This window comes from uncultured Aquimarina sp. (genome assembly GCF_947492405.1).
Lineage (GTDB): Bacteria > Bacteroidota > Bacteroidia > Flavobacteriales > Flavobacteriaceae > Aquimarina.
In genome coordinates, this window is sequence record NZ_CANLMP010000002.1 from 597,263 (window position 1) to 622,171 (window position 24,909).

Annotated in this window: 21 protein-coding genes; 5 read left to right on the forward strand and 16 right to left on the reverse strand. The window is 33.2% G+C overall.

Annotation, left to right across the window (positions count from 1 at the left end; translation table 11 throughout):
• Positions 1-16 precede the first annotated feature (16 nt).
• Genes Q0829_RS08925 through Q0829_RS08935 form a run of 3 tightly spaced genes read right to left on the reverse strand, consistent with a single transcriptional unit; the run spans position 17 to position 3,065 of the window.
• On the reverse strand, positions 17-679 hold the full coding sequence (locus Q0829_RS08925; RefSeq protein WP_298541823.1) for a 3'-5' exonuclease: 663 nt from the start codon (positions 677-679) through the stop codon (positions 17-19).
• Entirely contained in the window at positions 680-2,599 is a 1,920-nt protein-coding gene (locus Q0829_RS08930) for a DUF294 nucleotidyltransferase-like domain-containing protein (protein ID WP_298541824.1), read from the reverse strand. It abuts the gene before it with no gap.
• Positions 2,600-2,615: 16 nt separating this feature from the next.
• Positions 2,616-3,065: a nucleoside deaminase gene (locus Q0829_RS08935; protein ID WP_298541825.1), complete on the reverse strand. Its 450-nt coding sequence runs from the start codon at positions 3,063-3,065 to the stop codon at positions 2,616-2,618.
• A 190-nt stretch (positions 3,066-3,255) separates the two neighbouring features.
• Between Q0829_RS08935 and Q0829_RS08940 the strand changes: the two genes are divergently transcribed.
• The gene (locus tag Q0829_RS08940) at positions 3,256-5,028 is read left to right on the forward strand and encodes a 1-deoxy-D-xylulose-5-phosphate synthase (protein WP_298541826.1); all 1,773 of its coding nucleotides are present in this window, start codon (positions 3,256-3,258) and stop codon (positions 5,026-5,028) included.
• A gap of 53 nt (positions 5,029-5,081) precedes the next feature.
• Here the strand turns inward: Q0829_RS08940 and Q0829_RS08945 are convergent, their stop codons facing one another.
• From Q0829_RS08945 to Q0829_RS08970, 6 genes are all read right to left on the reverse strand, one after another.
• Complete coding sequence (locus Q0829_RS08945; protein ID WP_298541827.1) at positions 5,082-7,715, reverse strand: T9SS-dependent M36 family metallopeptidase; 2,634 nt, start codon at positions 7,713-7,715, stop codon at positions 5,082-5,084.
• A 315-nt stretch (positions 7,716-8,030) separates the two neighbouring features.
• Entirely contained in the window at positions 8,031-9,374 is a 1,344-nt protein-coding gene (dgt, locus tag Q0829_RS08950; RefSeq protein ID WP_298542796.1) for a dGTP triphosphohydrolase, read from the reverse strand.
• Positions 9,375-9,455: 81 nt separating this feature from the next.
• On the reverse strand, positions 9,456-11,927 hold the full coding sequence (locus Q0829_RS08955) for a ribonucleoside-diphosphate reductase subunit alpha (protein WP_298541828.1): 2,472 nt from the start codon (positions 11,925-11,927) through the stop codon (positions 9,456-9,458).
• Between the two features lie 318 nt (positions 11,928-12,245).
• Positions 12,246-13,223 carry a ribonucleotide-diphosphate reductase subunit beta gene (locus tag Q0829_RS08960; protein WP_298541829.1) on the reverse strand — a complete coding sequence of 326 codons (978 nt, stop codon included), beginning with the start codon at positions 13,221-13,223 and terminating at the stop codon, positions 12,246-12,248.
• A gap of 435 nt (positions 13,224-13,658) precedes the next feature.
• Entirely contained in the window at positions 13,659-14,393 is a 735-nt protein-coding gene (locus Q0829_RS08965; protein ID WP_298541830.1) for a hypothetical protein, read from the reverse strand.
• 125 nt (positions 14,394-14,518) lie between these two features.
• Complete coding sequence (locus tag Q0829_RS08970; protein WP_298541831.1) at positions 14,519-15,871, reverse strand: OmpA family protein; 1,353 nt, start codon at positions 15,869-15,871, stop codon at positions 14,519-14,521.
• Positions 15,872-15,978: 107 nt separating this feature from the next.
• On the opposite strand from Q0829_RS08970, the gene Q0829_RS08975 reads away from it, so the two are divergent.
• The gene (locus Q0829_RS08975) at positions 15,979-16,521 is read left to right on the forward strand and encodes a sigma-70 family RNA polymerase sigma factor (protein WP_298541832.1); all 543 of its coding nucleotides are present in this window, start codon (positions 15,979-15,981) and stop codon (positions 16,519-16,521) included.
• Entirely contained in the window at positions 16,522-17,256 is a 735-nt protein-coding gene (locus tag Q0829_RS08980; protein ID WP_298541833.1) for a hypothetical protein, read from the forward strand.
• 5 nt (positions 17,257-17,261) lie between these two features.
• Here Q0829_RS08980 and Q0829_RS08985 read toward each other — a convergent pair whose 3' ends face one another.
• The 4 genes from Q0829_RS08985 to Q0829_RS09000 form a co-directional block, all read right to left on the reverse strand.
• Positions 17,262-20,090, reverse strand: coding sequence for a CHAT domain-containing protein (locus tag Q0829_RS08985; RefSeq protein ID WP_298541834.1), 2,829 nt, complete (start codon positions 20,088-20,090; stop codon positions 17,262-17,264).
• A 54-nt stretch (positions 20,091-20,144) separates the two neighbouring features.
• Complete coding sequence (locus Q0829_RS08990; protein ID WP_298541835.1) at positions 20,145-20,789, reverse strand: hypothetical protein; 645 nt, start codon at positions 20,787-20,789, stop codon at positions 20,145-20,147.
• Between the two features lie 133 nt (positions 20,790-20,922).
• On the reverse strand, positions 20,923-21,108 hold the full coding sequence (locus Q0829_RS08995; protein ID WP_298541836.1) for a hypothetical protein: 186 nt from the start codon (positions 21,106-21,108) through the stop codon (positions 20,923-20,925).
• 75 nt (positions 21,109-21,183) lie between these two features.
• Complete coding sequence (locus Q0829_RS09000) at positions 21,184-21,753, reverse strand: DUF3109 family protein (protein WP_298541837.1); 570 nt, start codon at positions 21,751-21,753, stop codon at positions 21,184-21,186.
• Positions 21,754-21,866: 113 nt separating this feature from the next.
• Here Q0829_RS09000 and Q0829_RS09005 point away from each other — a divergent pair, with 113 nt between their 5' ends.
• Together Q0829_RS09005 and Q0829_RS09010 are read left to right on the forward strand one after the other, a co-directional pair.
• Positions 21,867-22,439, forward strand: a complete 573-nt coding sequence (locus tag Q0829_RS09005; protein ID WP_298541838.1) for a MarC family protein — start codon at positions 21,867-21,869, stop codon at positions 22,437-22,439.
• A complete protein-coding gene (locus Q0829_RS09010; protein ID WP_298541839.1) occupies positions 22,440-22,640 on the forward strand; it encodes a hypothetical protein in 201 nt (66 codons plus the stop codon).
• Between the two features lie 15 nt (positions 22,641-22,655).
• Here the strand turns inward: Q0829_RS09010 and Q0829_RS09015 are convergent, their stop codons facing one another.
• Genes Q0829_RS09015 through Q0829_RS09025 form a run of 3 tightly spaced genes read right to left on the reverse strand, consistent with a single transcriptional unit; the run spans position 22,656 to position 24,896 of the window.
• Complete coding sequence (locus tag Q0829_RS09015) at positions 22,656-22,970, reverse strand: hypothetical protein (protein WP_298541840.1); 315 nt, start codon at positions 22,968-22,970, stop codon at positions 22,656-22,658.
• A 54-nt stretch (positions 22,971-23,024) separates the two neighbouring features.
• The gene (locus Q0829_RS09020) at positions 23,025-23,318 is read right to left on the reverse strand and encodes a hypothetical protein (protein WP_298541841.1); all 294 of its coding nucleotides are present in this window, start codon (positions 23,316-23,318) and stop codon (positions 23,025-23,027) included.
• A 15-nt stretch (positions 23,319-23,333) separates the two neighbouring features.
• Positions 23,334-24,896 (reverse strand): S41 family peptidase, encoded by a 1,563-nt coding sequence (locus Q0829_RS09025; protein WP_366892947.1) that lies wholly within the window; start codon positions 24,894-24,896, stop codon positions 23,334-23,336.
• Positions 24,897-24,909: the final 13 nt, after the last annotated feature.

Consider the following 24,909-nt stretch of genomic DNA (forward strand, 5'->3'; position numbering starts at 1 on the left):
GTTTACTATTCGGGTATTAGAAAAGAATCGATACTTTATCCGTTTTATCTATTTTTAATTTTGCCATAATTTTAAGAAATGCCATTGCAGTAATAAATGCATCTCCAGAGGCGGTATGTCTATCACTTTTAGAAATCATTAGATCGTCACACAATTCATCTAAACTATAATGCGTGTGTTTTCGATGACTGCGATATACCAGATGTTTCGTTTTACTAAAGAGAACACCTGTATCCAAAAATTTATTTTTCAATACTCCTAATCCGTGTCTCTCTAGTATCTTATTCATCATATTTCTATCAAAATTAGCATGATGTGCTATCAAAATAGAATTTCCAATATACTTAATAAACATCTCAATAGCAGTAGACTCTGATATGGTATCCAAATTATTATTTTTTCGAATTCCATGAATCTCCACGGTATCCGAATTAAAAACATCCTGCTCTAAGTATAATTCTAACTGATCTACCACATCAATAGCCTTATTATTGATGGCAATAGCTCCAATAGACAAAACTCTATCATCTATATAATCAAAACCTGTAGTTTCTGTATCAAAAGCAATAAAACGAACTTTCTCAATTGGTGATTTTTGTTGTTTTCTATCAAAAAGGGCAAGATAATCTACCCAGAAACCAGGAACCTCTTTACTATTTTTTCTTGACCATAAACCCATTTACATAAATGTTTTAAGCTGAAATCGAACTCTTAATACTTCTTGTATATCCCGTATAGGTCTAAAACATCTTTTAAGTCTTAGTTTATCGCTCTTGCTAAGTCTGGTTAACTTGATAAATCTTCCAGAATCTTTATGCATTAACCCTTGACGAGTTCTAAATTTAAGCAACACTCTAAATGCTTTGGCACAACTCTCGAAAAGTTCTTTATTATTAGGTTCTAGTTCCGCAAGTTTTTCATAACGAAGTAATGTATTATTCACTCCTTTTAAGTTATGATACAAGGTTAAAATTCGAGCGCCATCAATAAGCACCATCATTGCTCTCGTTTTAATATCAAAAGTATCCTTGTGTTCTCCATTTTGCTCTACTAAAAACTGTTTAAAAAACCCTAAAGGTGATGGTTTTTGTAATGCACTAACTCCCAATAAAGCCAAAAATCTGACGCTTTTATTCACACCATCAAAAATTACATCTGATAGCTTATTTGCCAAGCCTGAATCTCCATAAACCAATTGAAAATCAAAGAAAATAGATGATAATAATGTACTTTCTTCTGTGGAAGTTATCATCCACTCTTTAAATTGTGTTTCCCATTCCGAAACCGACATGCACCATCTTGGATTACTTGCCATCATTTCTGCTGGGCAATATTCAAAACCAATCGTGTGCAAGTTTTTAGTAACTTTTCTGGCTAGTTCTAAAAAGTACGCTTGAGTAGCTTCTCGTTTCTCTAAACTAACATCTTCAAATACAATGGCATTATCCTGATCTGTTAGTAATAGCTGCTCTCTTCGACCCTGACTTCCTAATACCAAAAAACTAAATTTTACAGGTGCTGGTGACGACATTTCTTCTAATGACAGTTCTATAGTCCGAACCACTAAAGCATCATTAATTTCAGAAATAAGGTTTAATATGTGTAGTGTTGGTATATCCTGCTCTAAATAGGTTTTAAGTAACTTTTCTACTTGTTTTCTTATATAACGAAGCCTTTCTATTTTCTTTACTCGCTTAATTTCTTTTATCAATACCGAAGGATTATTCCCAAAAGACACTAACAAATCATGATTAGAAAAAACACCTACCAGTTTTGTATTACGAGTTCCGTCTTTGGTAATACACAAGTGACTAATATTATTTTTGATCAATGCAATCTGAGCTTCGGCTACCGTAATTTTTTTATCATATGTCTTTACAGGAGCGGTCATTATATCAGTAACTACAGATGTAGCAGGAAACATGCCTGTTGCCACTTTTGCTCTTAGATTACTGTCGGTTATAATACCCAAAGGATATTTGTTTTCATCAACTACAACTATAGCGTTTGCTTTATTAAGATTCATCTTTAAGGCAATATCTTTTACAATAGCATTTGGTGAACATGTAAGTGGTTTTTTTCGATAGGAAATAGTACGCAAAGTAGAAAGATCCTTTGCGATATCAATAGAGATTGTATTATCAATCCTGTTACCTTTTGCTGTCTCGGTAAAATAGTTTCTGGCATGTGTCGCAAACGTTTCTAACAAAAATTTATTTACCTCTTTATTTCCGTCAATAAAAGGTTTAAAAACCTTAGATGCAATGGTGTAGACAATAGATTCTTCATCTGCCTTAGCAGACATTCGATAATCTTTCTTGATGATCATAATACGAAGCCCAAAAAGATCTCCGGAATCACAAATATCTACTAAATCTTGATCATTGTCTGAGTTACGATATAATCCAATCGCTCCTTCTCTTACAATATAAAATTCATCATGACATTTTTCATCTTGCTTAAAAACATATTCATCTTTTTCTAAATACAATACTCTGATCTGACCTGAAATCATAAGAAGTTCATGCTTTTCTAGCATGCTGAAAGGAGGAAACTGTTTTAAAAAATCCTGGATCCGCTCGGCAATTGTATTTTTCATAGTTTCAAAAGTGACATCAATTCAAATTACGTTTTTCAATAAAAAAGCGTTTCAATATATCACCGCACTCTTCCTCAAGTACACCACCGGTCATTTTTGTTTTAGGATGTAGTTTGGTTCCCATATTTATGCATCCTCGTTGTTCATCTCTAGCACCATATACAATTTTACCTATCTGAGACCAAAACAAAGCTCCTGCGCACATTTGGCAGGGTTCAATAGTTACATACAATGTACATTCTTTAAGATATTTACCTCCTAAAAAATTAGCTGCCGCTGTAATTGCCTGCATTTCCGCATGGGCAGTTACGTCATTTAATAGTTCCGTTAGATTATGTGCTCTTGCGATAACTCTATCAGACACAACTACTACCGCTCCAATAGGTATTTCTCCTTTATCATAAGCTGCCTCAGCTTCCTGAAGTGCTTTTCGCATAAAATGCGAATCGTCATATGGATCGAACATATATAATTGAATTTTAAGTAAAGCTAATAAATATAATCCTTCTTATTTCCATCCAATTAAAGTTTATCCAGAACTATTATATGGATTACTTTAAATATTTTTCGCAAATCGGATTAAATTAGTCATTAACAATCCCAGTTATTAAAAGTTTAAATTGTTCCAGCTCATTCCAAAATAGTACTTTTACAGTATGAAAGACACACTACTTTCTCATATTGAATATCCAGAAGATCTTCGGAAACTTTCTATTGATCAGCTACCTGATTTGGCTAAAGAATTACGAGACTTTGTGATTAATATTGTAGCCACCAAAGAAGGTCATCTAGGAGCAAGTCTAGGTGTTATAGAACTTACGATCGCGTTGCATTATTGTTTTGACACGCCTAATGATATTTTAGTTTGGGATGTTGGACATCAAGCATATCCCCATAAAATACTTACTGGCAGAAAAAAATCTTTTCATACCAATAGACAACTAGATGGTATTAGTGGTTTCCCAAAACGTAGTGAAAGTGAATATGACACTTTTGGTGTTGGTCATTCTTCTACCTCTATTTCTGCTACCTTAGGTATGGCAATTGCTTCAAAATTAAAAGGAGCAATCGAAAAACAACATATCGCTGTCATTGGCGATGCTTCTATCGCAAGTGGAATGGCTTTCGAAGGACTCAATCATGCTGGCGTTACAGATGCCAATATGCTGATCATACTTAATGACAATTCTATTGGTATTGATCCCAGTGTAGGAGCATTAAAAGAATATTTAACTAAAGCAAAAGTTGGGTACAAACCGAAGACAGATAACATTATCGAAGCATTGAATTTTTCGTATTTCGGGCCTATTGATGGACATGATTTATCTAAACTTTTGGAAACTTTAGAGAAGTTAAAGACCATTAAAGGTCCCAAACTTTTACATATTATAACTACGAAAGGTAAAGGGTTAAAACAAGCTGAAGAAAACCAGGTAACATATCACGCTCCTGGAAAATTTGATGCTGCTACAGGTGATTTACTTCCAAAAAAAGATACACAACAAGCTCCTAAATTTCAGGATGTCTTTGGACTTACAATTTTAGAATTAGCAAGAGAAAACAAAAAGATTATTGGTATCACTCCGGCTATGCCAACTGGAAGCTCACTAAAATATATGATGGAAGAAATGCCAGATAGAGCATTTGATGTAGGCATCGCCGAACAACACGCAGTTACACTAGCTGCCGGAATGGCCACCCAAGGATTAGTACCATTTTGTACTATATACTCTACTTTCTTACAACGTTCATATGATCAATTGATCCACGATGTTGCTCTACAAAATCTACCTGTTATCTTTTGTGTAGATCGTGCTGGTTTAGTTGGTGCCGATGGAGCTACACATCACGGTATTTTTGATATTTCGTATCTAAACTGTATACCGAATATGCTTATAGCAGCTCCTGCTAACGAAATTGAGTTAAGAAACCTTCTCTATACCGCTTCTTTGGGATTAGAACATCCTATTGCTATTAGATATCCAAGAGGAAGAGGTACGATTATAGATTGGCAATTACCTATGCAAAAAGTTGCTATCGGAAAAGGGAAATGTCTTACTAAATCAACATCCAACATTGCAATAATATCAACTGGTACTATTGGAACTAATATTGTTAATGCTTTACAATCCATTGAAGAAAAAATAAGTCATTATCATTTCTGTTTTATAAAACCTTTAGATTCAGATTTACTATATGAAATATTACAAAAACATAAAACCGTTATTACTGTCGAAGATGGTGTAATTAATGGTGGTTTTGGGAATGCAATTATAGCTTTTGCTAATAAAAACAGTTTTTCGACAACAATCATAAATCTTGGAGTTCCCGATCAATTCATTCATCATGGAACTACACAAGAATTACAAGAAATCTGTGGTATTTCTACTAAGGGAATCACCAATACAATCCTAAAATATACTTCATAAAAAAGAGGCTGTCTTAATAAGACAACCTCTTTATATTAAATTATAAGAATATCTTATTGAATTACAATTTTAGAAGTTGAAATAGCCGTACCATTTTCTGCTTCAATTCTCAATAAATAGATTCCTGATCCAAGATCTGTTTCTATTCTATGTGTATTAGTAAGTACCGTTTCATCCTTATAAACTACTCTTCCGTTTATATCGAATATTGATATCGTACTATTTCCTACATTTTCAGCAACTCTAATATCAAAAGCTCCTCTAGAAGGATTTGGATAGATTTGGAATATACCTGCATTCACATCATCAATACCTAAAGTGAAATCAGTACAATCTAGTTGAGATGTCGGTGGTAAATCAAATGCTGGTGTTTGATCTGTTCTACTATTAGAAAATCCTTGACTTGCACTAAATCCAACTCCTCTTTTAGCAAACACGTTCCAGATAAGACATTTATTGTTGTCGCTATTAGGCAACAAATCAGCAGCAGCAAGAATCCCATCCCTACCATCAACGAAACCTGGTTCACAAGCTTGTAATTTTAAACCATCAATTACCAACTGCATCGCTAGGTTATTTCCACCAGTTCCGTTATATAAATCTGGATCAAATCCATCTCTATCAATAAAAGCCCAAGTCATATCCCATAATATAGATGCCCATACAGATCCTACTCCGTGAGGAATAGAAAATTGAGTAGCATCACTAATACTAGCATAATCAACAGGGTTTGTTGTCGTATTTGTGCTATAAGGAAAAGGTCTAATCCCTCCTCCAGTAGTTGGTTGACCTACCGCATAAGTACCAATTCCTCTTGCCTTTTCACCTGTGTCACCAGGTTGAATAGTCATCATCAATGCAAACCAATCAGACCAACCTTCACCCATCTGCTCATCACCTCTCAAACAACCTGTATTAGCTGCTCCTCCAGTTAGACGATTAGAAATTCCATGTCCAATTTCGTGAACTATAATACCATTATCAAATGAACCATCTGCACCAACGATCCAGTTTTCTCTTAGTTCAGATGCCAATGTAGCATTTACTGCTCCACTCGCCAACTGTGTTACAAGTGCTTCTCCATCTGTCTGATTAATACTAAAAGCAGGAATGCTAATAAAAATACTACCTGCACCACCCATAACTATATCACCAGGAACGTTGTTTACTACTAATACAGCAACTGCACCAGCCTGTTGAGCTTCTAACACTTTAGAATCAAAATTACATTCTCCTCTTCTAATAACCGCAATATTCCCATTGATTTCCGCTGCATTGGTAATATCTGAGCACGCATCGTTAGGGTCTGGAGTAGCGTTGTCATCTACTGCCAATACCAAATCTGCTGTAATCCCAGCAGGGGCAAAAGGTGGTTCAATAGAACCATCGTCAAAAGAATTATTTACAACTCTGTATGAACCAGTTAATGGTGTATTATTTACAGTAAATAAAAATTGATTCTCTGGATTCCACAAAAACATTTGCATTCTTGGGTTAGCCCCATCTGGTGGAGTTCCAAAATTAGCATTGTTTATTCCTGATCCATCTTGCCCATCAGCAAGTACTTCATCTCCTTCTGCTCCTCCTTTACCATAATTGTTAACTTGAAAATTTCCTGATTCTTCATCGAACCCATACTGATACCAAACATCATGTGTTACGTTACTTACATAAAACATGTTCGTTATAGAAGCTTCCTGAAATTCAGAAATTGTAGCATTAGGATAGTATGGGTAATCAAATATCAGATTTGCACCACCGTCAGGTTGATTTCCCGGAGTGTTATCTCCATTTAAATCATCTGCAGCTAAAACGTTATTACCTTGCGTTGTAGTAAACTCTGCTCCAGCAGCTCCGTTTGTATCATGCCATCCGAATGGAGACGCTACTGCATTTGCAGGATTTGTCTCCATAGTTCTACTACCATGATTAGGACTCTCTATTGCTGGAATTTTGAACACATTGTACGTACCATCCATTAATAATGGAGCACTCTCGGATTTGGTGTTAAATCCAAATGAATTTGCTTTATTATTATTTACTCCTTTTTTAATAGAAGTATTATGATCAAAAGTACATTTAGTCATCCAATTGTCTTTACTAATCATTTCTCCACTGTTAGCATCAATTCTAACACTATACCAATTCTCACCGTCTTTAGCATGTATACTTAAATCCCAAGATAATATCAATTGATCATCTTTAAGTTCATATATAAGCTCTACCGGAATTTCATCAACTGAGATATTAGACTTAGACACTGTAAATTTAGAATTCCCAGACTTATTTACAATCGTTGCATTACCTACATCAGTAAGGTTAAGAGCAATTGCAGCTTTTTGAACGGCACTAGTTGCAGATAACTGAGCTGATACTGTGTTAACCTTAGCTTGTACATCATTGATAAGTTTACCAGAAAAATGTACAACTTTTCCATTTTTAACAGCAAAATTACCTATCGTATTTTTAATAGGGAATCCATTATGTTTTTGTACAACATAAACATTCGTTAAGTTCATGCTTTTTGAAAAAGATTGTGACTGTATTTCAAGATCACGAACATCTTTTACATCCATTCCAGATGTGACCAAGTAGTCTTTAATAATACTTACGTTATCCTGACTTTGGGCAAAACCAAGATGCACTCCAATTATAAAAATAAAGAGTTTAAAATAATTTTTATTCATAACAAAAAGTAATTAAATTTAATGACAAAATGCTTTTTATGACAACTAACTTATTAATTGTCTTAAAAAAACATTAAAATTTAGTTGCTAAAATATGTAATTACCTTTTCAATTACCCACTTTTATTGAATATTTTTTGTTTATAAAGCCAAAAAGCCTTAAAAATTAACATATGTTCAACGAAATATGACTAAATCAAAAGATTCATCAACATTTTTAATAATTAACTATGTTGATCGTATCTAGAGAAATTTCTATTAATATTCCGTATCCGAGTTCCATTGCGATTTAGAAAATTTTCTTAAAAAGAACATATTAAATTTCTAATCCTTTGATTTTCTGAAATTTCAACAATGCATTTCCATCCGTTAAACTTGCCACATAGTTACTAATACTGATTAACCTAGTATATATGTCTTCATTTTTATAGTCAAAGTTGTTCCCCTCAGCTTTTAGAATCAGTTTATCATAATTAGACGCTTGCTCGGTATTAAAATTATCTGTTGCGGTACAATATCGGTCCAATAAAGTAGCAAGAATCTCATATCCAGCGATCTCTTTTTCTACAACCTCTGAACTTTGATAAATCTTGTCAATACTAATTTTAATAATATCATCAATTTGTGCTTGATACCTACTTTTATCAATTAATGCTATATCAAAGTTCCCTGATAATATTTCTTCTTCGTACTTAACAAAAGTACGCGCTGCTTCCTGAATCAATGTATTAATAGCCAACGCTCGTAAATAACTCAAGCGATCCGCGGTTGTAGCCAGACTATTATATTTAGAAGTATTAATCGTGTCTTTTACCAGCTTAATCAAATATTCTAAAGCATATTCTTCTTGAATCAATCCTAAATTAATTCCATCTTCGAAATCTATAATAGTATAACAAATATCATCTGCTGCTTCCACCAAAAAGGTTAAGGGATGACGACTATAAATAGTTTCATTTCCTATCTGATGTGAAAGCAACCCTACTTCTTCCGCTACTTCCTTGAAAAAAGCACTTTCATTCTGAAAATATCCAAATTTCTTATGTGCTATATGAGATGTTGGTTTTTTTGGTAAGGATTCTTTTGGGTACTTCATAAAAGCACCAAGCGTGGCATACGACAATCGTAAACCGCCTTCTATACCTTGTCTGGATTCTGTCAATATTTTAAATCCATTAGCATTTCCTTCAAAATCTATCAGGTCCTGATATTGTTTGGGAGTCAAAGACTCTTTATATTTTTTTCCTTTTCCTGTTGCAAAATATTCTCCGATTGCTTTTTCTCCCGAATGTCCAAATGGAGGATTCCCAATATCATGAGATAGAGAAGCGGCCGCTACGATAGCTCCAAAATCATTAAATTGATATCCGTGAATTGTGGAAAGATGTGGATGTTTTTCTAAAATCTTTTTTCCTACTACTCTACCCAGAGAACGCCCCACTACAGAAACCTCTAAACTATGTGTTAATCGAGTATGTACAAAACTTGTTTTGGATAGAGGAATTACTTGTGTTTTATCCTGTAAACTTCTAAATGCCGAAGAGAATATAATTCTATCATAATCTACTTCAAAACCTAATCGAGTTTCATCTTGCTCTTTACGTAATCTTTTATTCGTATCTCCTTGTCTTTTTAAAGACAGGAGTTGTTCCCAGTTCATCATATTTTAAAAAATCGAATATCCAAAAAAGGGAAGTAATCTAAAGAATACTTCCCTTTTGCCCTATATAAATGGTCTTAATTAAGACCCACACATTAAACAATCATCTCCTTCAGCTTCTTTTGATTGTGCAATAATTGCACGAAGCTCTTCTGGAGTCAGCGCTGTACCTTCTGCGGAAACTTGTACTGCTTCAGGTTCTGGTTGTGTTTTGGGAGCAGATTGTGCCTCCATAACTTGTGCTGCAGCAACCGCTACTTGCTCTGCTTGTGGCTGTTCTTTCTTTTCCGTTTTAAGGGTGAACTTAATTGCGTCTACAGCAGATTTAGTTCTCAGATAATACATACCTGTCTTTAATCCACTCTTCCAAGCATAAAAATGCATCGAAGTAAGTTTCGCCATTGTGGCACCTTCCATAAACAGATTTAGTGACTGAGACTGATCGATAAAATATCCTCTGTGACGAGACATATCGATAATATCTTTCATACTCAATTCCCAAACTGTCTTATACAATTCTTTAAGATCCTGAGGAATGATATCTATATTCTGGATAGATCCATTAGCACGCATAATTGCATCCTTAAGATCATCACTCCAAAGATTTAATTGTACAAGATCCTCTAAAAGGTGTTTGTTTACCACGATAAACTCTCCTGATAATACACGTCTTGTATATATATTACTTGTATATGGTTCAAACGCTTCATTATTTCCTAAAATCTGAGACGTAGAAGCTGTAGGCATTGGTGCCACTAACAATGAGTTACGCACTCCATTTTCTAACACTTCTTTACGTAGATCTGCCCAATTCCAACGACCACTTAATTCTTCATCTTTAATTCCCCATAGATTATGTTGGAATTCTCCTTTAGAAATTGGAGATCCTTCATATGTTTGGTATGGACCATCAGCAGTAGCTTCTTCCATAGATGCCGTAACAGCAGCAAAATATAAAGTTTCAAAAATCTCTTGATTCAGTTTTTTAGCTTCATCACTGGTAAAAGGCATACGTAACTGAATAAAAGTATCTGCTAATCCCTGTACACCTAATCCTATTGGACGATGACGCATATTAGAGTTTTCAGCTTCTTTTACAGGATAATAATTACGATCTATTACTTTATTTAAGTTTTTAGTTACTCGTTTTGTGATTTTGAAAAGTTCTTCGTGATCAAAGGCTCCATTCTTTACAAACATTGGCAATGCAATAGATGCCAGGTTACAAACCGCTACTTCATCAGGGCTTGTATACTCCATGATCTCTGTACATAAGTTAGAAGAACGGATAGTTCCCAAATTCTGCTGATTAGACTTACGGTTTGCCGCATCTTTATACAACATATACGGAGTTCCCGTCTCAATTTGAGACTCCAGGATTTTCTCCCAAAGCTCTCTTGCTTTTATAGTTCTACGACCTTTTCCTTCTGCTTCAAAACGCAAATATTCTTTTTCGAATTCATCACTATGGATATCAAATAACCCAGGACATTCATTCGGACACATAAGTGTCCACTCTGCATCATCTTGTACACGCTTCATGAATAAATCCGGAATCCACATCGCATAGAATAAATCACGTGCTCTCATTTCTTCTTTACCGTGATTCTTTTTAAGATCTAAGAAATCAAAGATATCCGCATGCCAAGGTTCTACGTAGATAGCAAAAGAACCTTTACGTTTTCCTCCACCTTGATCCACATAACGTGCTGTATCATTGAATACACGTAACATTGGCACGATACCATTAGATGTTCCATTAGTACCTGCGATGTATGAACCCGTAGCTCTTACATTATGAATAGATAATCCTATTCCTCCCGCAGACTGAGAGATCTTAGCTGTTTGCTTTAGTGTATCGTAAATCCCATCAATACTATCATCTTTTGTTGCTAATAAGAAACAAGATGACATTTGTGGTTTTGGTGTTCCAGAATTAAATAATGTAGGTGTAGCGTGTGTAAAATACTTTTTAGACATTAATTCATATGTCTCTATAGCCGCATCCAAATCATTAAGGTGGATACCGATAGAAACTCTCATCAACATATGCTGAGGACGTTCTGCGATCTTACCATTAATTTTTAGCAAGTATGAACGTTCCAATGTTTTAAAACCAAAATAATCGTAACCAAAATCGCGATTGTAGATAATTGTAGAGTCTAATTTCTCTTTATTAGCCATAATCACATCATACACCTCATCAGAGATCAGAGGAGCTTTTTTCTCTGTTCTCGGATTTACATATTCATATAAGTCTGTAACTACTTCAGAAAATGTCTTTTTCGTATTCTTATGTAGATTAGAAACCGAAATACGAGCAGCCAATTTAGCGTAATCAGGATGCGCAATCGTCATCGTAGCAGCGATTTCTGCAGCCAAATTATCCAGTTCACTAGTAGTTACTCCATCATACAATCCCTCTATCACTCTCATTGCTACTTTCACTGGATCCACCAGAGCATTCAATCCGTAACATAATTTCCTTACCCTCGCGGTAATTTTGTCAAACATAATTGGCTCCTTGTGACCGTCTCTTTTTACTACATACATACGCTTTTGGTTTTTATAAAATTCTTCTTCTGAAGAACGTGATATTAATTTGTGTTATTTTTCTCCTTTATTGAAGTCTGTAATGTCTAATTATAAGTGATCTCCCCAGAAATCAGATACTAAAAAGAAACCTCTGTATTGTAATAACCAGAGTTATTCTTATTAAGTAAAATATAATTATATGACTTTCGCCTTCTTTTGTTTTTTGTAAAGCTTATAGAAGCTTTATCAAACTGAGCTAATCGCTATTTAAATAGAAGTCCTATTCCTGATTAGCTCAGAATGAATGTATCTTTATTCTGAAATGATTTTTAAAGCTTAAAAATCGGCATCAAAACTTATTTTATTTTCTTCTGTATCTTTATTAAGCACTCCCGCTTTTTGGTATTCTGAAACTCGTTTTTCGAAGAAATTAGTCTTTCCTTGTAATGAGATCATATCCATAAAGTCAAATGGATTAGCAGTTCCATATTCTTTTTCACACTCTAGTTCTACTAATAACCTATCCGTAACAAACTCTAAGTACTGAGTCATTAATTTAGAATTCATTCCAATCAAACTTACAGGAAGTGATTCTGTAACAAATTCTCTTTCTATATTTAAAGCATCTACTATAATTTCGCGAATTCTTTCTTTCGGCACTTTATTTACCAAGTGCTTATTATGCAAATGCACTGCAAAATCACAATGCACACCTTCATCCCTAGAAATTAATTCATTAGAAAAAGTAAGACCCGGCATTAAACCACGTTTCTTTAACCAAAAAATTGAACAAAATGCCCCTGAAAAGAAAATTCCTTCTACCGCAGCAAAAGCAATTAAACGCTCCGCAAAAGAATCAGATTCGATCCATTTTAATGCCCAATCTGCTTTTTTCTTAATAGCAGGAAAGTTATCAATTGCTTTAAATAAAATATCTTTTTCTTTTTCATCCTTCACATAGGTATCTATCAATAAAGAATAGGTTTCAGAATGAATATTCTCCATCATGATCTGAAAACCATAAAAGAATTTTGCTTCACTATATTGAACTTCGTTCACAAAATTCTCCGCAAGATTTTCATTTACGATTCCATCTGAAGCAGCAAAAAATGCTAATATATGTTTGATAAAATATCGTTCGTCATTTGTTAACTTAGTTGCCCAATCAGTAATATCCTGATGTAAGTCAATTTCTTCAGCCGTCCAGAAACTAGCCTCCGATTTTTTATACCAATCCCAAATATCATGATGTTTGATAGGAAAAATTACAAATCGGTCTTTATTTTCTTGCAAGATTGGCTCTACTGCATTCATCTTTTTTCTTTTAGCTAGTTTTATGTTTTTTTCGTTTCCGCTACGGACTAACAAAGATCAAAAAATGTGCTAGAAGTTTCACAAAAAGTTAGCAAACGTTTTCAACAAAGTTTTCAACACGACGGGAATTAACAGTGAAAACACGATGATTAACAGGTTCTATTTAAATATCTGATTTTCAAATAATTAATCACAAACCAAAAGATATAAACAACGATGTTAGTAACCTCAGTAGCTACTTATTTTTCACCTGCTAACAAGGTTTTTCATACTAAAAAAACAAAAGCTAAAAATCATCAATTTTACGGTAAAACCACAGGTTGATAACTGCGAAAAAAAATTACTTTTTTTTAATATTTATAACGAAAAAAAGAAAAATCATACACAAACTATGCATATGATTTTTCTTAATAATCTTTTAGTAGATTTTCAATTCTAAGGCCAAGAAAAAGTGTCTCCTGTAGCATGGTTTATATAATAACCGGTTCCATCAGATAACCAAACAAAACTTTCGGTCAAGGCTCCGAACTCATATATCTTGATAGATCCTGATCGATCTGCTTCATTGAAAACGAGTTCAGCCTTCTCATTATTACTACTTTCAATTGTAAGATCAATGATACTTCCTGTTTTATTATACGTCATTAACAAGAACTCTCCTTCCTCTGCATTAAATCTAACCTCATAAGAATTACCATCTTTACTAATTCTCCCCTCATAAAAAGTTCTACGAACACCACCTTCTTCGATATCGTAAGTAAAATAATAAAAAGTAGCATCTGATGTTACCGTATAATAAAGTGTTACTCCTCCAGCACTCCAAACCCAAGTAGTAGTACTTCTACCGCTTTTACCAATACTATTTTGTTGTTCTGCATCATTCGGAATTGATAGAAAAATAGATGAATATGTTAACGCTTGTGTTTGTAATATTGTAAGTGAGAAACCAGCACTATATGCATAGGTGTTTCCCTCCGCATATTGCAACATGCGATCAGGAACTTTAATATTCTCGATAGATGTCTGATATTGATCTATACGTTCTTGAACATTTTCTAATTGATTTTCGTTCTCTATAACTAATCCATCATCTTCGCTACTACAAGATTGGAACACAGCAGCAATTGCGATCATTAATAATATACTTACTTTCTTTAATTTTGAGTCCATTGTTTTTTCTTTTAATTGTTAGATAATTTACTCGATAATCGAGATTTAAATGCCCTGAGGCAATCTACTCTTTAGTGTTCTCAGAAGTTCTGAGGTAAACATTTTGATAGTATTCTTTAAAAAAATTAAATCTTTTTAAACTCTACTCTTCTATTTTTTGCTTTCGCCTCTGGCGTATTTTCTGTAACAATCGGAACACTTTCACCCTTACCATCCGTTTTTAATCTAGAAGCATCAATTTCAAATTCATTGACAAGTATTTCTTTGACTGATGTTGCTCTTTTTTCAGAAAGCTTTTGATTAAAAGTATCATCTCCATCTGTATCTGTATGACCTGTGATTAGAACTTTTACCTCGGTATTTTCAGAAAGAACATTAGCAATTTTTTTAATTGTACCATAAGATTCAGGTTTTACAGTGGCTTTCCCCGTATCAAAAGTAATTCCATACGTAACCAGCTTACCTTCTGTAATTAGCTTATTTCGCATATCAGGCTTACCAACTGCATATCTAACATTACCTAAATAGTAAAATGTGTTTTCGGTTGTTGTTTCTGAGAAAAATTTTAAATTTTTGATCAATACATTCTTTTCAAATGCTCTAGGGATATCAAACACCTTTTGTTCATCTATATACACTCTCATTCTTTGTTTTTGTTTCCAAATAGAAACGTGCATCTTTTTACCTCTACCCTTATTATCTTTATTTAGTTTTCCGAATTTTTTCTCAGAGCGCAGATTTAAATTACGATCTGAACAGTATTTATAAACATCAACCTGTCCGCCACCACTTATTCCTCCTTTAATAATAAAAGAGAATCCATTTTTTCCTGGAGTCCCTTTTTGTAATTCATATCCTGAATTTTCTACATCAGAAAAAACAACATGAAGATCACGTTTATAAGCATATTTAGAGACATCAAAATCGAACACTACATCATATTCTAATGTAAAGTTCTCAGGAAATTCTTCTATGAATTCTGGAACATAAGATCCAGTTCCAGTTCCTATTTGAATAAAACGACCTTCTTGGTTGTTCAGCGTAACCACCTCTGCCGAATTAGAAGAATTCCAACGTGCTGGCAGATCACCGATTTCATCCTGGCTAAAATCTTCGAAGGCAATTATTTTTTCTCCTGCCACAAAATCAAACTTAGAATAAGCCGCAAAAGAAGGTTCTCGGTTTTCTGTTTCATTGATCACGCTCTCTTCTTCATTATCAGAAGAAATGACTGCTCCTTTTTTCTTTTTGTTTTTATTCTTTCTTTTCTTCTTTTTAGGTTTTCCATCAACCGTTTCATCAATCGTTTTACTTGTCTTTTTTGACACTTTTTCTTCTGTTTTCTTTAAAACGGTTTTCTCAGCAGCTTTTTCTGCCGTTTTTGCCACTTTTTTCCAGAACTGAGCTTCTGCGTGTTGAGGTACTAGAAAGAGTAAAAGCAACACAGCTATTCCTATTATTTGTTTGAGAGTTTTCATAATTCTTATGTTTGGTTTTACCTCTTTGTGTGCTTTTTATAAAAAAGGTTAACTTTATCTTCGGAAAATAAGAATGAACCTATTACCCTATAGTCAGGTTACAACGTATGAAGGAAGAACTCTTAACGCTAAAAAAAGGTCATAATCAAGCTTTAGAAAAGATTTACAATGAGTATCGTAATGCTTTTTTACAGTTTGCTAAAAAATATGATCTAAATCACGATGCTCTTATAGATGTATACCAAGAAGCGTTTATTGCATTACGTGAGCATGCAATAAATGGCAAACTAGATCACATAAAAAGTTCTGTCAAGACATATTTATTTAGTATCGGAAAATACATGATCTACGATCAGCTCAAAAAGCAGAAAAAAACTATCTCTTATGAAAATAGCGTGGATTATAAAGAAACTTCTGATACAACAGAAATTTTTGAGGAACCACAGTTAACTCCAGAACAGCAATTATTAAGACAGCATTTTAAAAATCTGGGGAAACGTTGTCAGGAAATGTTAACCTTATTCTATTATCGGGGACTAACTATTGATGAGATTGCTGAAAGCTTAGGCTACGAAAGTAAAAATGTAGTAAAAAGCCAAAAATCTCGTTGCTTAAAATCCCTAAAAGAATTAATTAAAACCCCCGCATAAATGGAACGAGAAGAGTTAATAGACAAATATCTACAGTCAGAACTGACTCCAGCGGAAAAAGATCAGTTTGACAGCTTATTAGAAAATGATGCATCTTTTAAAGAAGATGTAGAATTACATAAGAACTTAAAGATAGTTTCTGGCACTGAAGATAGAGATCAGTTAAGAAAAAGTATGGCAGATTTTGAAGCTAAAATTGCAGCTAACGAAACCAAAGTCATACCCTTATTTAATTATAAAAAAATATTGGTTGCAGCCTCCATATTATTAGTAGTAGCCATTGGTGGAATTATGTTCCTAAATCCTTTTTCGGTAAACACTAATGAATTGTATGCAGATAATTTCGAACCTTATAAAAACGTGGTAACTCCAATTGTTCGTGGCGAGAATGATGAAAACGAAGAAATTATTGCATTCACTTCTTACGAAAGCAAACAATACGAACTAGCTACTGATCAGTTTGCAAAACTGTATGAAACAACAAAAAGACCTTATTTTCTTTTATATCAAGCAAATTCTTTACTAGCATCCGACAATGTCAAGGAAGCAATTCCATTACTAGAACAACACATTGCGCTAAAAGATGAACTATCAGAAAGAGGAAAATGGTATTTATCCCTGGCTTACCTAAAAGAGAACAGGAAAAATGAAGCCATTCTTTTATTAGAAGAAATTGTAGAAAAAGGAAGTTTCAAAAAAGGTACGGCAGAAAAACTTCTAAAACAGTTAAAATAATAAAGCTACAGCAAACTTCTTACTTTTCTAATGGTTACAAAAAGTATTGGGATTCCCAACAATAGCAACCACCAAAGATAAGAAGCATCCGTTTGAAGCGCTGCGGTATCTCCAGAAATCATAAATCCTGACCAATAATAAGGATGGGTTAGTAATTCGTCGTCTACTGTCTCTAAATACGTTAGTTTCGCATTACGTAAAGCTTTATCTTTTGGTAATGAAGCATCTAGATTTTTATAAAATTCTTGTATCAATTCTGAAGTAGTCCGATCGTTAACTTTCCATAACGTGGTGACTAGAGATTTAGCACCGGCATAACTAAATCCTCTTGCTAAACTAAGCATTCCCTCCCCTTTTTGAAGTTTCCCTAATCCCGTTTGACAACCACTTAGTGCTACTAAATCAGCATTGATACTATATCCGTAAAGATCCTTTACATATAATAAACCATTTTCGCTACTATCATCTTTAGCAAATGCTAAATACGAATAATCCGGATACTCATCATTAGTTGCTGCATGTGTAGCAAAATGAAGCATATTATAGGCGTGTGAATTTTTAGAAAAAGATGCCAACGAGGCCTCTTTTCCGGTAATAGCCTTGCCATCAAAAAATTCCGTTATCTGTGTAACTTCATCAGTATTATAAAGTAACGGTCCGAAATTCGGTCTGTTTTGAGAAACATTTTCATTACTATTTTCAAAACTAGGAGCATATGCCAATAACTTATTCTGTTCTAGCTTCAATTTATTTTGTTGCTCTCTAAGTAAAGTCACAGAATTTGTATAGGATATTTGATATTCTCTAATCAAATAGTCACCAGCACTCTTGGAGGTTGATAAAGCCTCAAATGGCAGGTAATTCAAAATATCATCTGGAATTATTATTAATTCTTTCGATTCAATTGTTTCTAAAGGTTTCTTTAGAATTTGTTCGTAAATGGAATTACCAATTCCATAAATATCAGGCAGTTCTTTTATATTTAGGTTGGATAACAAAGAATAAAAACTTGTTATTTTTTCTCGCCCATCATTTCCTAAATGTATTTTGTAGAAATTTTTGTTTTGATTTTCTAAAGTAATAACATAGAAATCAGTGTTTGTAGCAAAATAACTTATTAATGCTTTATTTTTTATAATCTTAGAGGTAGCCTCCTCTAAACTTACTACTTCAGAATTATATTTTAAATCATAATACTTAGGATAATCACGTTCCAGATCCGAGATGAAATTATAATATCTATTCTTAAGTTGAAATAAGGAATCAAAAACTACCATATTAGACTTCTGATTAAAAAACTTCTTTTCTAAATGAATAATATTCGCTCTAAACTGTTGTTCTCTATCTATAATTTCTTCCGGTACACCTCCATAAGAACTAGCTTGTGTACTCCTGGCAGCTTCTAATAATAATACACTTTTACTTTTTTCAGTAAAGTAAAAAGCATCAGCAATATAGGATGCTTCTTTAGTACTATTATAAAGATCATACGCTACTTCTACCATCTTATGAAAAGCAGGGTACATCTCTGATATCAGGAATTGCTTATCTACTTTACTTTCGAACTCAGGTTTTAACAAATCTAATGCTTCTATAATAGCATAAGATGTGGTTAATGCCATTTTAAGATCTTCTAACTGATTGCTTTTCTTATATAACAACTGAAGTCCTTCTAGTTTTTCCTTTAATATCTTAACTAAACCCAATTTAGACAACACTTTTTTCGGCTTAGGATTACTTTTAATATCGGTATCATTAAAACTTGGTGCTATCTGTATTAAAGAGTTTTGGTAAAACTCTAATGCCTTTTCTGGATTTTCTTTTGCTAGGTACAAGCTTCCTAATCTCGAAAAAGCATCTGCTATATCCTGATGTTTTTCATCTTGTCTATATGTTTTTGTTTTAGACAGATATGATTGGTAAAAAGTTTCTGCTTTATCGAATTGTCTGTCAGACACATAAATATCGCCATAAATGAGTTCTGCTATTCGCTCGAAAGCATCATTCTCCACATAGTACTTTTCACTTTTTTTAAGTGCTTGGAGAGCTAATTCTGTTTTCTTAAGTTTAATATAATTATCCGCTAGTTTTTGATATGTTGCAATTATATTATTCCTAAACTGATTAGAATTTCCGGCATAAGCTTTCTCATAAAAAGTTAGCGTTTTTAAAATAAGAGCATTTGATTCTTCATAATTTTTTTCATCCAAGTATACTTTTGACAATAACATATTTGTACTTGCAATGAAGCCTCCATTATTGCTTTTTAAATTCTTATTATAATATTGTTTTGATAGCTCATTTTTTCCTTGTCTATAATAAATATCTCCCTTATAATTATTCAAGGTATGTACTAAGTCATTCCTATCCAACCCCAACAAAGAATCCGGAGTTTTATTAATAATCTCAGAAAGATCTTCTATAGTTCGCAGGGATTTAGTATCATTTCTTATTTTATAATAATAATTTGCTTTATCTAAAACTAACCTGATTTTATATGCTAGTTTGTCATCTACCGTATTGTACAAACTATCGGAATTCATTAAAGAATCAGTTCTATTGATATAGTATACTACTTTATTAAGATTATTATGATAGTCGTTAGCAAAAATTAAATACGATAAAATTGTCAACTTTGCCTTAATGTCGTTTTCTTTTTGCGCTATCTTATAACCCTTTTCAAAATAGTATTCTAGACTATCCGAATTTGTATACAAAAACTGAAACCCCTTGTCAAGTAAATTATCTAATTTTGGGTTAGTTTCTTGACTTTTTGTGTTGACCGAAATCAAAACAATCAAGATAAAGAGTATTATGAGTTTACATTTTTTCATAAAAAAAAGCTTCATTTCTGAAGCTAATTTAATCATTATGAAATAAATAAACACTTAAAAAGTTCCTTCCACAGTAATTGATTCTTGAACATTTTCAATCTGAAAATTAAGTTCTAAAATAGCGAAATTGCTAGACTGATTAGAAGATTCAAAACTAACACTCTGAAAAGGACCATCTTGATAAGTCTCTAACGCTCCAAATTCTCCTAAAGGTTCTTGATTATTGTTATTCAGACTAGCTGAAAGTTCCAATAATGGTCTAATAAAAATTATGACATTCAGGTTTTCAAATTTCGGAGGGCAATTTGCTGTTCCACAAGGACCTGGAAGAGGAGGACGAGGAGGTATTCTAATAAATACTACATCTTGAGCTTCTTGAGCTTGAAGAATAATTTCTTCAAAACTTTCAATATCTTCGTTATTTGCAGCCAAATCCATTTCTATTTCATCTATCTGTTCCTCTAAATTTGCTATTTCATCAGGATCATCAGTCTGCCCCAGTAAGGTTTCTAAGGCATCTTTTTCTAAATTCAAAAGGTTATTTTCTCCTTCTAAATTAAAGATTATTAAATCTTCTGCTAGAAACACTCCTGTTTCCTCAGAATTTGGAATTGCATCATCAACCATATCATCATCACTACAGCCAAAAGGAACCACAGCGAGCATAAAAAGTCCGATACATACTTGAATTGTTTTCATAAAATTATTGTTTTGGTTTTTTTGTTAGTATTCCTTTTCCCTACAAGGTTAACATTAACGACAATAAAAATAATGAAATTTTATTTTTATAAAAAAACCTCTATCAAGTAATAGAGGTTTCAACAATTTTAACCTATTGGCAATTAAAACATGGTAATGGCGGTGGGGGAAGCGGGGGAAGTTGCGGACCTTTGGGTTTTTCCGCTGATTTCAATTCGATATTATCTTCTAATCCAACTTCCTCTCCAATTTCTACATTAGAGCACGAAACAAACAAACCAATACTAAAAAGTATGGTAAATACACTTAATTTCTTCATATTATTAAATATTAAAGGTTATTACTTACACGTGTCTTAAGTAATATAAATGTTACCTATGATATAGTAGAAATTTTATTTTCTAAGATCTGCAGCTACTTTTTCCAGCTCCATATACCAATCCTCTCCGAACTTACGGATCAATGCTTGTTTTACGAATTTATATACCGGTACTTGTAGTTCTTTACCAAGTGTACAAGCATCATCACATATTTCCCATTTATGATAGTTTACAGCAGAAAACTCTGTATAATCCTGTACTCTAACGGGATATAAATGACAGGATATTGGTTTTTTCCAATCCACTTCTCCTTGATTATAAGCCTCTTCAATAGCGCATAAAGCTGTCCTTTTTTCATCAAAGATAACATACGCACAATCAGCTCCATCAATGAGAGGAGTTTCTAACTCGCCATGTGGTGTTTTAATATATGTTCCTTGTTTCTCAATTGCTTCGATTCCCTCTTTTCGAAGGTATGATTTTACAATAGGGTAGATTTCTTCAAGTTTTTGTGCCTCTGACTCTTCTAATGGTGCTCCAGCTTCGCCATCAATGCAACAGGCTCCTTTACATGCAGAAAGATTACATACAAAATCTTTTTCTATAATATCTTCCGAAACTATGGTTTTTCCTAATTGAAACATATTGCGAAGATAGTTTTTATGAAAGATAAATTTTACTGATTATTTATCTTTTTATGCTACTTTTACTAAGCGAAGTCTATTTACTTTTGCGCCAACCTTAAAAATCTACTAAAATGAACTTTGACTTAAAAGAGATACTAACTGCGAGTATGATACTCTTTGCCGTAATTGATATTGTAGGTAGCATTCCTATTATTATTGATCTGCGCAAGAAAGTAGGACATATACAAAGTGAAAAAGCTTCTCTGGTAGCGGCTATACTAATGATCCTATTCCTATTTGTAGGTAAAGAGATACTTAACCTTATAGGCATCGATGTGAATTCTTTTGCTGTAGCTGGTGCTTTTATTATATTCTTTCTAGCGCTAGAAATGATACTAGGTATTCAATTGTATAAAGATGATGAACCAGAAACTGCAGCAGTTGTCCCGTTAGCATTTCCACTTATAGCTGGAGCCGGAACAATGACTTCTATTCTATCTCTTAGAGCAGAATACCAACCGATTAATATTGTAATTGCGATTGTTATCAATATCATTTTTGTTTATATAGTTTTAAAATCTTCTGGAAAAATTGAAAAGGTTTTAGGTAAACAAGGAATTAATGTGATCCGCAAGATATTTGGTGTAATTTTGTTGGCAATTGCAGTAAAATTATTTGCAACTAATATAAAAGGTCTATTCTAAATGAAGTATTTTATTTACCTCTTGATTATAGTAGCTTCTTCTTTGATACTATACAATGCTACCGTTTTAGATTTTAATAATCTACTAGAAGGAGATAGCAAAACTGCGCTTATTAGTATTCTGGCTTCTGCTTGTGTTGTTGTTTTATTATTGATTTTATTGGTTTCCAGAGCTATACAACAAAAACGTGGAAATAGATAAATTAGTTAAAGACCTCTAAGCAATAAATGGTATTAAGAAACAGGCTATGATTACTGGTGGTAGTGATATCACTGCAAGAATCATAAATAGGTTATGCAATTTCCTAAAGATAAGTGCTTTTTTTAAAGACTTCTTTAGTTTTACATCTTCGGTATTCTCGATATGATCTCTAATTAAATCTCCGGACACATATGAAGAATCTACAAGAATTTCATTATCCAAAAAGATAGAAGCACTATTATCTAATAACCTAAATGCTACAGCCACAATAAAGAAAAAAAGCGGGGAGCAAATTGCAATTGCGATTAGATACTCTGTTAATTCTGACATATTTTGATTTTGGGGGCTTATATTTATTTACACTCTTATTCTATTTTTGCAAAACTACTCGAAGAGAATATTTCTGATGATTACCCAAACAATTGACATTATCGATACTAGTAAACAAAAATTATGAATACTTCTAATTACAAGAACTCTTTTCAAACTTTTTTTGAAACCTATTCCATTCTCATTAAAAATATATTTTTTTAGTAATGATCTAGATACATACGAGGATTCTATATAGATACTATTTTTAAGCAAAATAGAACCACTATTATCCATTAACCGAAGTACTGCAGCAGCAATAAAAGATATAAATGCGGTAACAATAAGAAAATCATCAGAAATTAACATATCGCTTTATTTTAATTAAGTACTATCAGATATAGATAAAACTTTTTGAATCATTTTATCATCTTTATTAATAATCTTTTCGAACGCACTAGTTCCGAATAACTGCTGAGCCATAATAGCTTTCAGATATTTCTTTAATTGATCTCTATAATTTTGTAAATTAATATCTACACCTCTTTTTCTGGTATACGTCAGAAATCCATCTGCAAAATCATCATCAATTTCTATTTCTTGTTTAAATTGTTCTTCAGTAAGCTTGTTATAAAAATCTCTTTTTTTATCGAGCTCTTCGAATATGTATCCACCCATTCTTCCAGATCTCAGCATATAATCTAGCGTCTCTCCAACTCTAGTAGTATCCTTGCTTACAAAAATATCAGGTATAATTCCTCCTCCTCCATATACAGTTTTGCCTCCTGGTGTTTTAAATTTCAGAGAGTCTGCAACTTGTATACTATCGGCATTTTGTAATTCGCCATTTTTATAACGTTCTAAATATTCATTAAAATACTCCTTATTTCCATTCTCATATGGCTTCTGAATGGATCTCCCTGTTGGTGTGTAATATCTGGAAATCGTTAGTCTAATCGCACTACCATCTCCTAATGCCATTTCTCTTTGAACTAATCCTTTTCCATAAGAACGTCTTCCTACAATCGTTCCTCTATCATTATCCTGAATGGCTCCAGCAAAAATTTCGCTGGCAGAAGCAGAATTTTCATTAATTAACACATAGACATTTCCTTCTTCGAAACTTCCATTACGCGTGGCATAATTATTCTCTATGGCTCCTTTTTTGTTTTTAGTAAACATGATAAGTTTATCATTTTCTAAGAACTCATCCGCCATTTTTAAAGCAGGAGCAATAAAACCACCTCCATTATCCCTAAGATCAACAACTAAGGTCTCCGCTCCTAAATCCTGTAAGGAATCTAATGCATTTTTAAACTCTTTATATGTAGTTTCTGCGAAGCGATTTACTTTTATGTATCCCAAGTTTTCTTTTAGCATATAGCTAGCATCTACACTTCGTAATGGCACTCTACCTCGTTTAACAACTACATCAAATATACCTGTACCTTTTCTATAAACTTTTAACTGAACCTGGCTGTTTAGTTCTCCTTTTAGCTTATCCGCTAATCCATCTCTTCTTAAACGCTCTCCATATAGTGTATCCTGATCCGCCATTAGTATTCGATCTCCGGCCATAATACCGGATCGTTCACTTGGACCACCTTTTATGGTATTAATAACAGAAATAGTGTCTCTGTATGGATAGTAACTTACTCCAATACCAATAAAATCTCCCTGCATGCTTTCTGTGATCCCCTCTAACTCTTCTGGAGGTATGTATACAGAATGTGGATCCAGATTTTCAAGAATTCTGTTTACTGTAACATCTACGATACTATCTGTATTGATTTCATCGACATATTCGTAGTCTATATAATCGATTAGACGATTTAATTTTTCCTTTTTTGCATTATAGGAAAACAGCTTAGCAGATGGATTACTAAAATCGAGTTTACTTCCTAAAAAAACTCCCGCTCCCATCGCCAAACCAATAAATAATGGCAAGTATTTTTTTGAA

What these genes read in the sequence shown, in the direction of transcription:
- Q0829_RS08925 (WP_298541823.1), bottom strand. Translation starts at nt 679, where the DNA reads ATGGGTTTATGGTCAAGAAAAAATAGTAAAGAGGTTCCTGGTTTCTGG.
- Q0829_RS08930 (WP_298541824.1), bottom strand. Translation starts at nt 2,599, where the DNA reads ATGAAAAATACAATTGCCGAGCGGATCCAGGATTTTTTAAAACAGTTT.
- Q0829_RS08935 (WP_298541825.1), bottom strand. Translation starts at nt 3,065, where the DNA reads ATGTTCGATCCATATGACGATTCGCATTTTATGCGAAAAGCACTTCAG.
- Q0829_RS08940 (WP_298541826.1), top strand. Translation starts at nt 3,256, where the DNA reads ATGAAAGACACACTACTTTCTCATATTGAATATCCAGAAGATCTTCGG.
- Q0829_RS08945 (WP_298541827.1), bottom strand. Translation starts at nt 7,715, where the DNA reads ATGAATAAAAATTATTTTAAACTCTTTATTTTTATAATTGGAGTGCAT.
- dgt (WP_298542796.1), bottom strand. Translation starts at nt 9,374, where the DNA reads ATGAACTGGGAACAACTCCTGTCTTTAAAAAGACAAGGAGATACGAAT.
- Q0829_RS08955 (WP_298541828.1), bottom strand. Translation starts at nt 11,927, where the DNA reads ATGTATGTAGTAAAAAGAGACGGTCACAAGGAGCCAATTATGTTTGAC.
- Q0829_RS08960 (WP_298541829.1), bottom strand. Translation starts at nt 13,223, where the DNA reads ATGAATGCAGTAGAGCCAATCTTGCAAGAAAATAAAGACCGATTTGTA.
- Q0829_RS08965 (WP_298541830.1), bottom strand. Translation starts at nt 14,393, where the DNA reads ATGGACTCAAAATTAAAGAAAGTAAGTATATTATTAATGATCGCAATT.
- Q0829_RS08970 (WP_298541831.1), bottom strand. Translation starts at nt 15,871, where the DNA reads ATGAAAACTCTCAAACAAATAATAGGAATAGCTGTGTTGCTTTTACTC.
- Q0829_RS08975 (WP_298541832.1), top strand. Translation starts at nt 15,979, where the DNA reads ATGAAGGAAGAACTCTTAACGCTAAAAAAAGGTCATAATCAAGCTTTA.
- Q0829_RS08980 (WP_298541833.1), top strand. Translation starts at nt 16,522, where the DNA reads ATGGAACGAGAAGAGTTAATAGACAAATATCTACAGTCAGAACTGACT.
- Q0829_RS08985 (WP_298541834.1), bottom strand. Translation starts at nt 20,090, where the DNA reads ATGAAAAAATGTAAACTCATAATACTCTTTATCTTGATTGTTTTGATT.
- Q0829_RS08990 (WP_298541835.1), bottom strand. Translation starts at nt 20,789, where the DNA reads ATGAAAACAATTCAAGTATGTATCGGACTTTTTATGCTCGCTGTGGTT.
- Q0829_RS08995 (WP_298541836.1), bottom strand. Translation starts at nt 21,108, where the DNA reads ATGAAGAAATTAAGTGTATTTACCATACTTTTTAGTATTGGTTTGTTT.
- Q0829_RS09000 (WP_298541837.1), bottom strand. Translation starts at nt 21,753, where the DNA reads ATGTTTCAATTAGGAAAAACCATAGTTTCGGAAGATATTATAGAAAAA.
- Q0829_RS09005 (WP_298541838.1), top strand. Translation starts at nt 21,867, where the DNA reads ATGAACTTTGACTTAAAAGAGATACTAACTGCGAGTATGATACTCTTT.
- Q0829_RS09010 (WP_298541839.1), top strand. Translation starts at nt 22,440, where the DNA reads ATGAAGTATTTTATTTACCTCTTGATTATAGTAGCTTCTTCTTTGATA.
- Q0829_RS09015 (WP_298541840.1), bottom strand. Translation starts at nt 22,970, where the DNA reads ATGTCAGAATTAACAGAGTATCTAATCGCAATTGCAATTTGCTCCCCG.
- Q0829_RS09020 (WP_298541841.1), bottom strand. Translation starts at nt 23,318, where the DNA reads ATGTTAATTTCTGATGATTTTCTTATTGTTACCGCATTTATATCTTTT.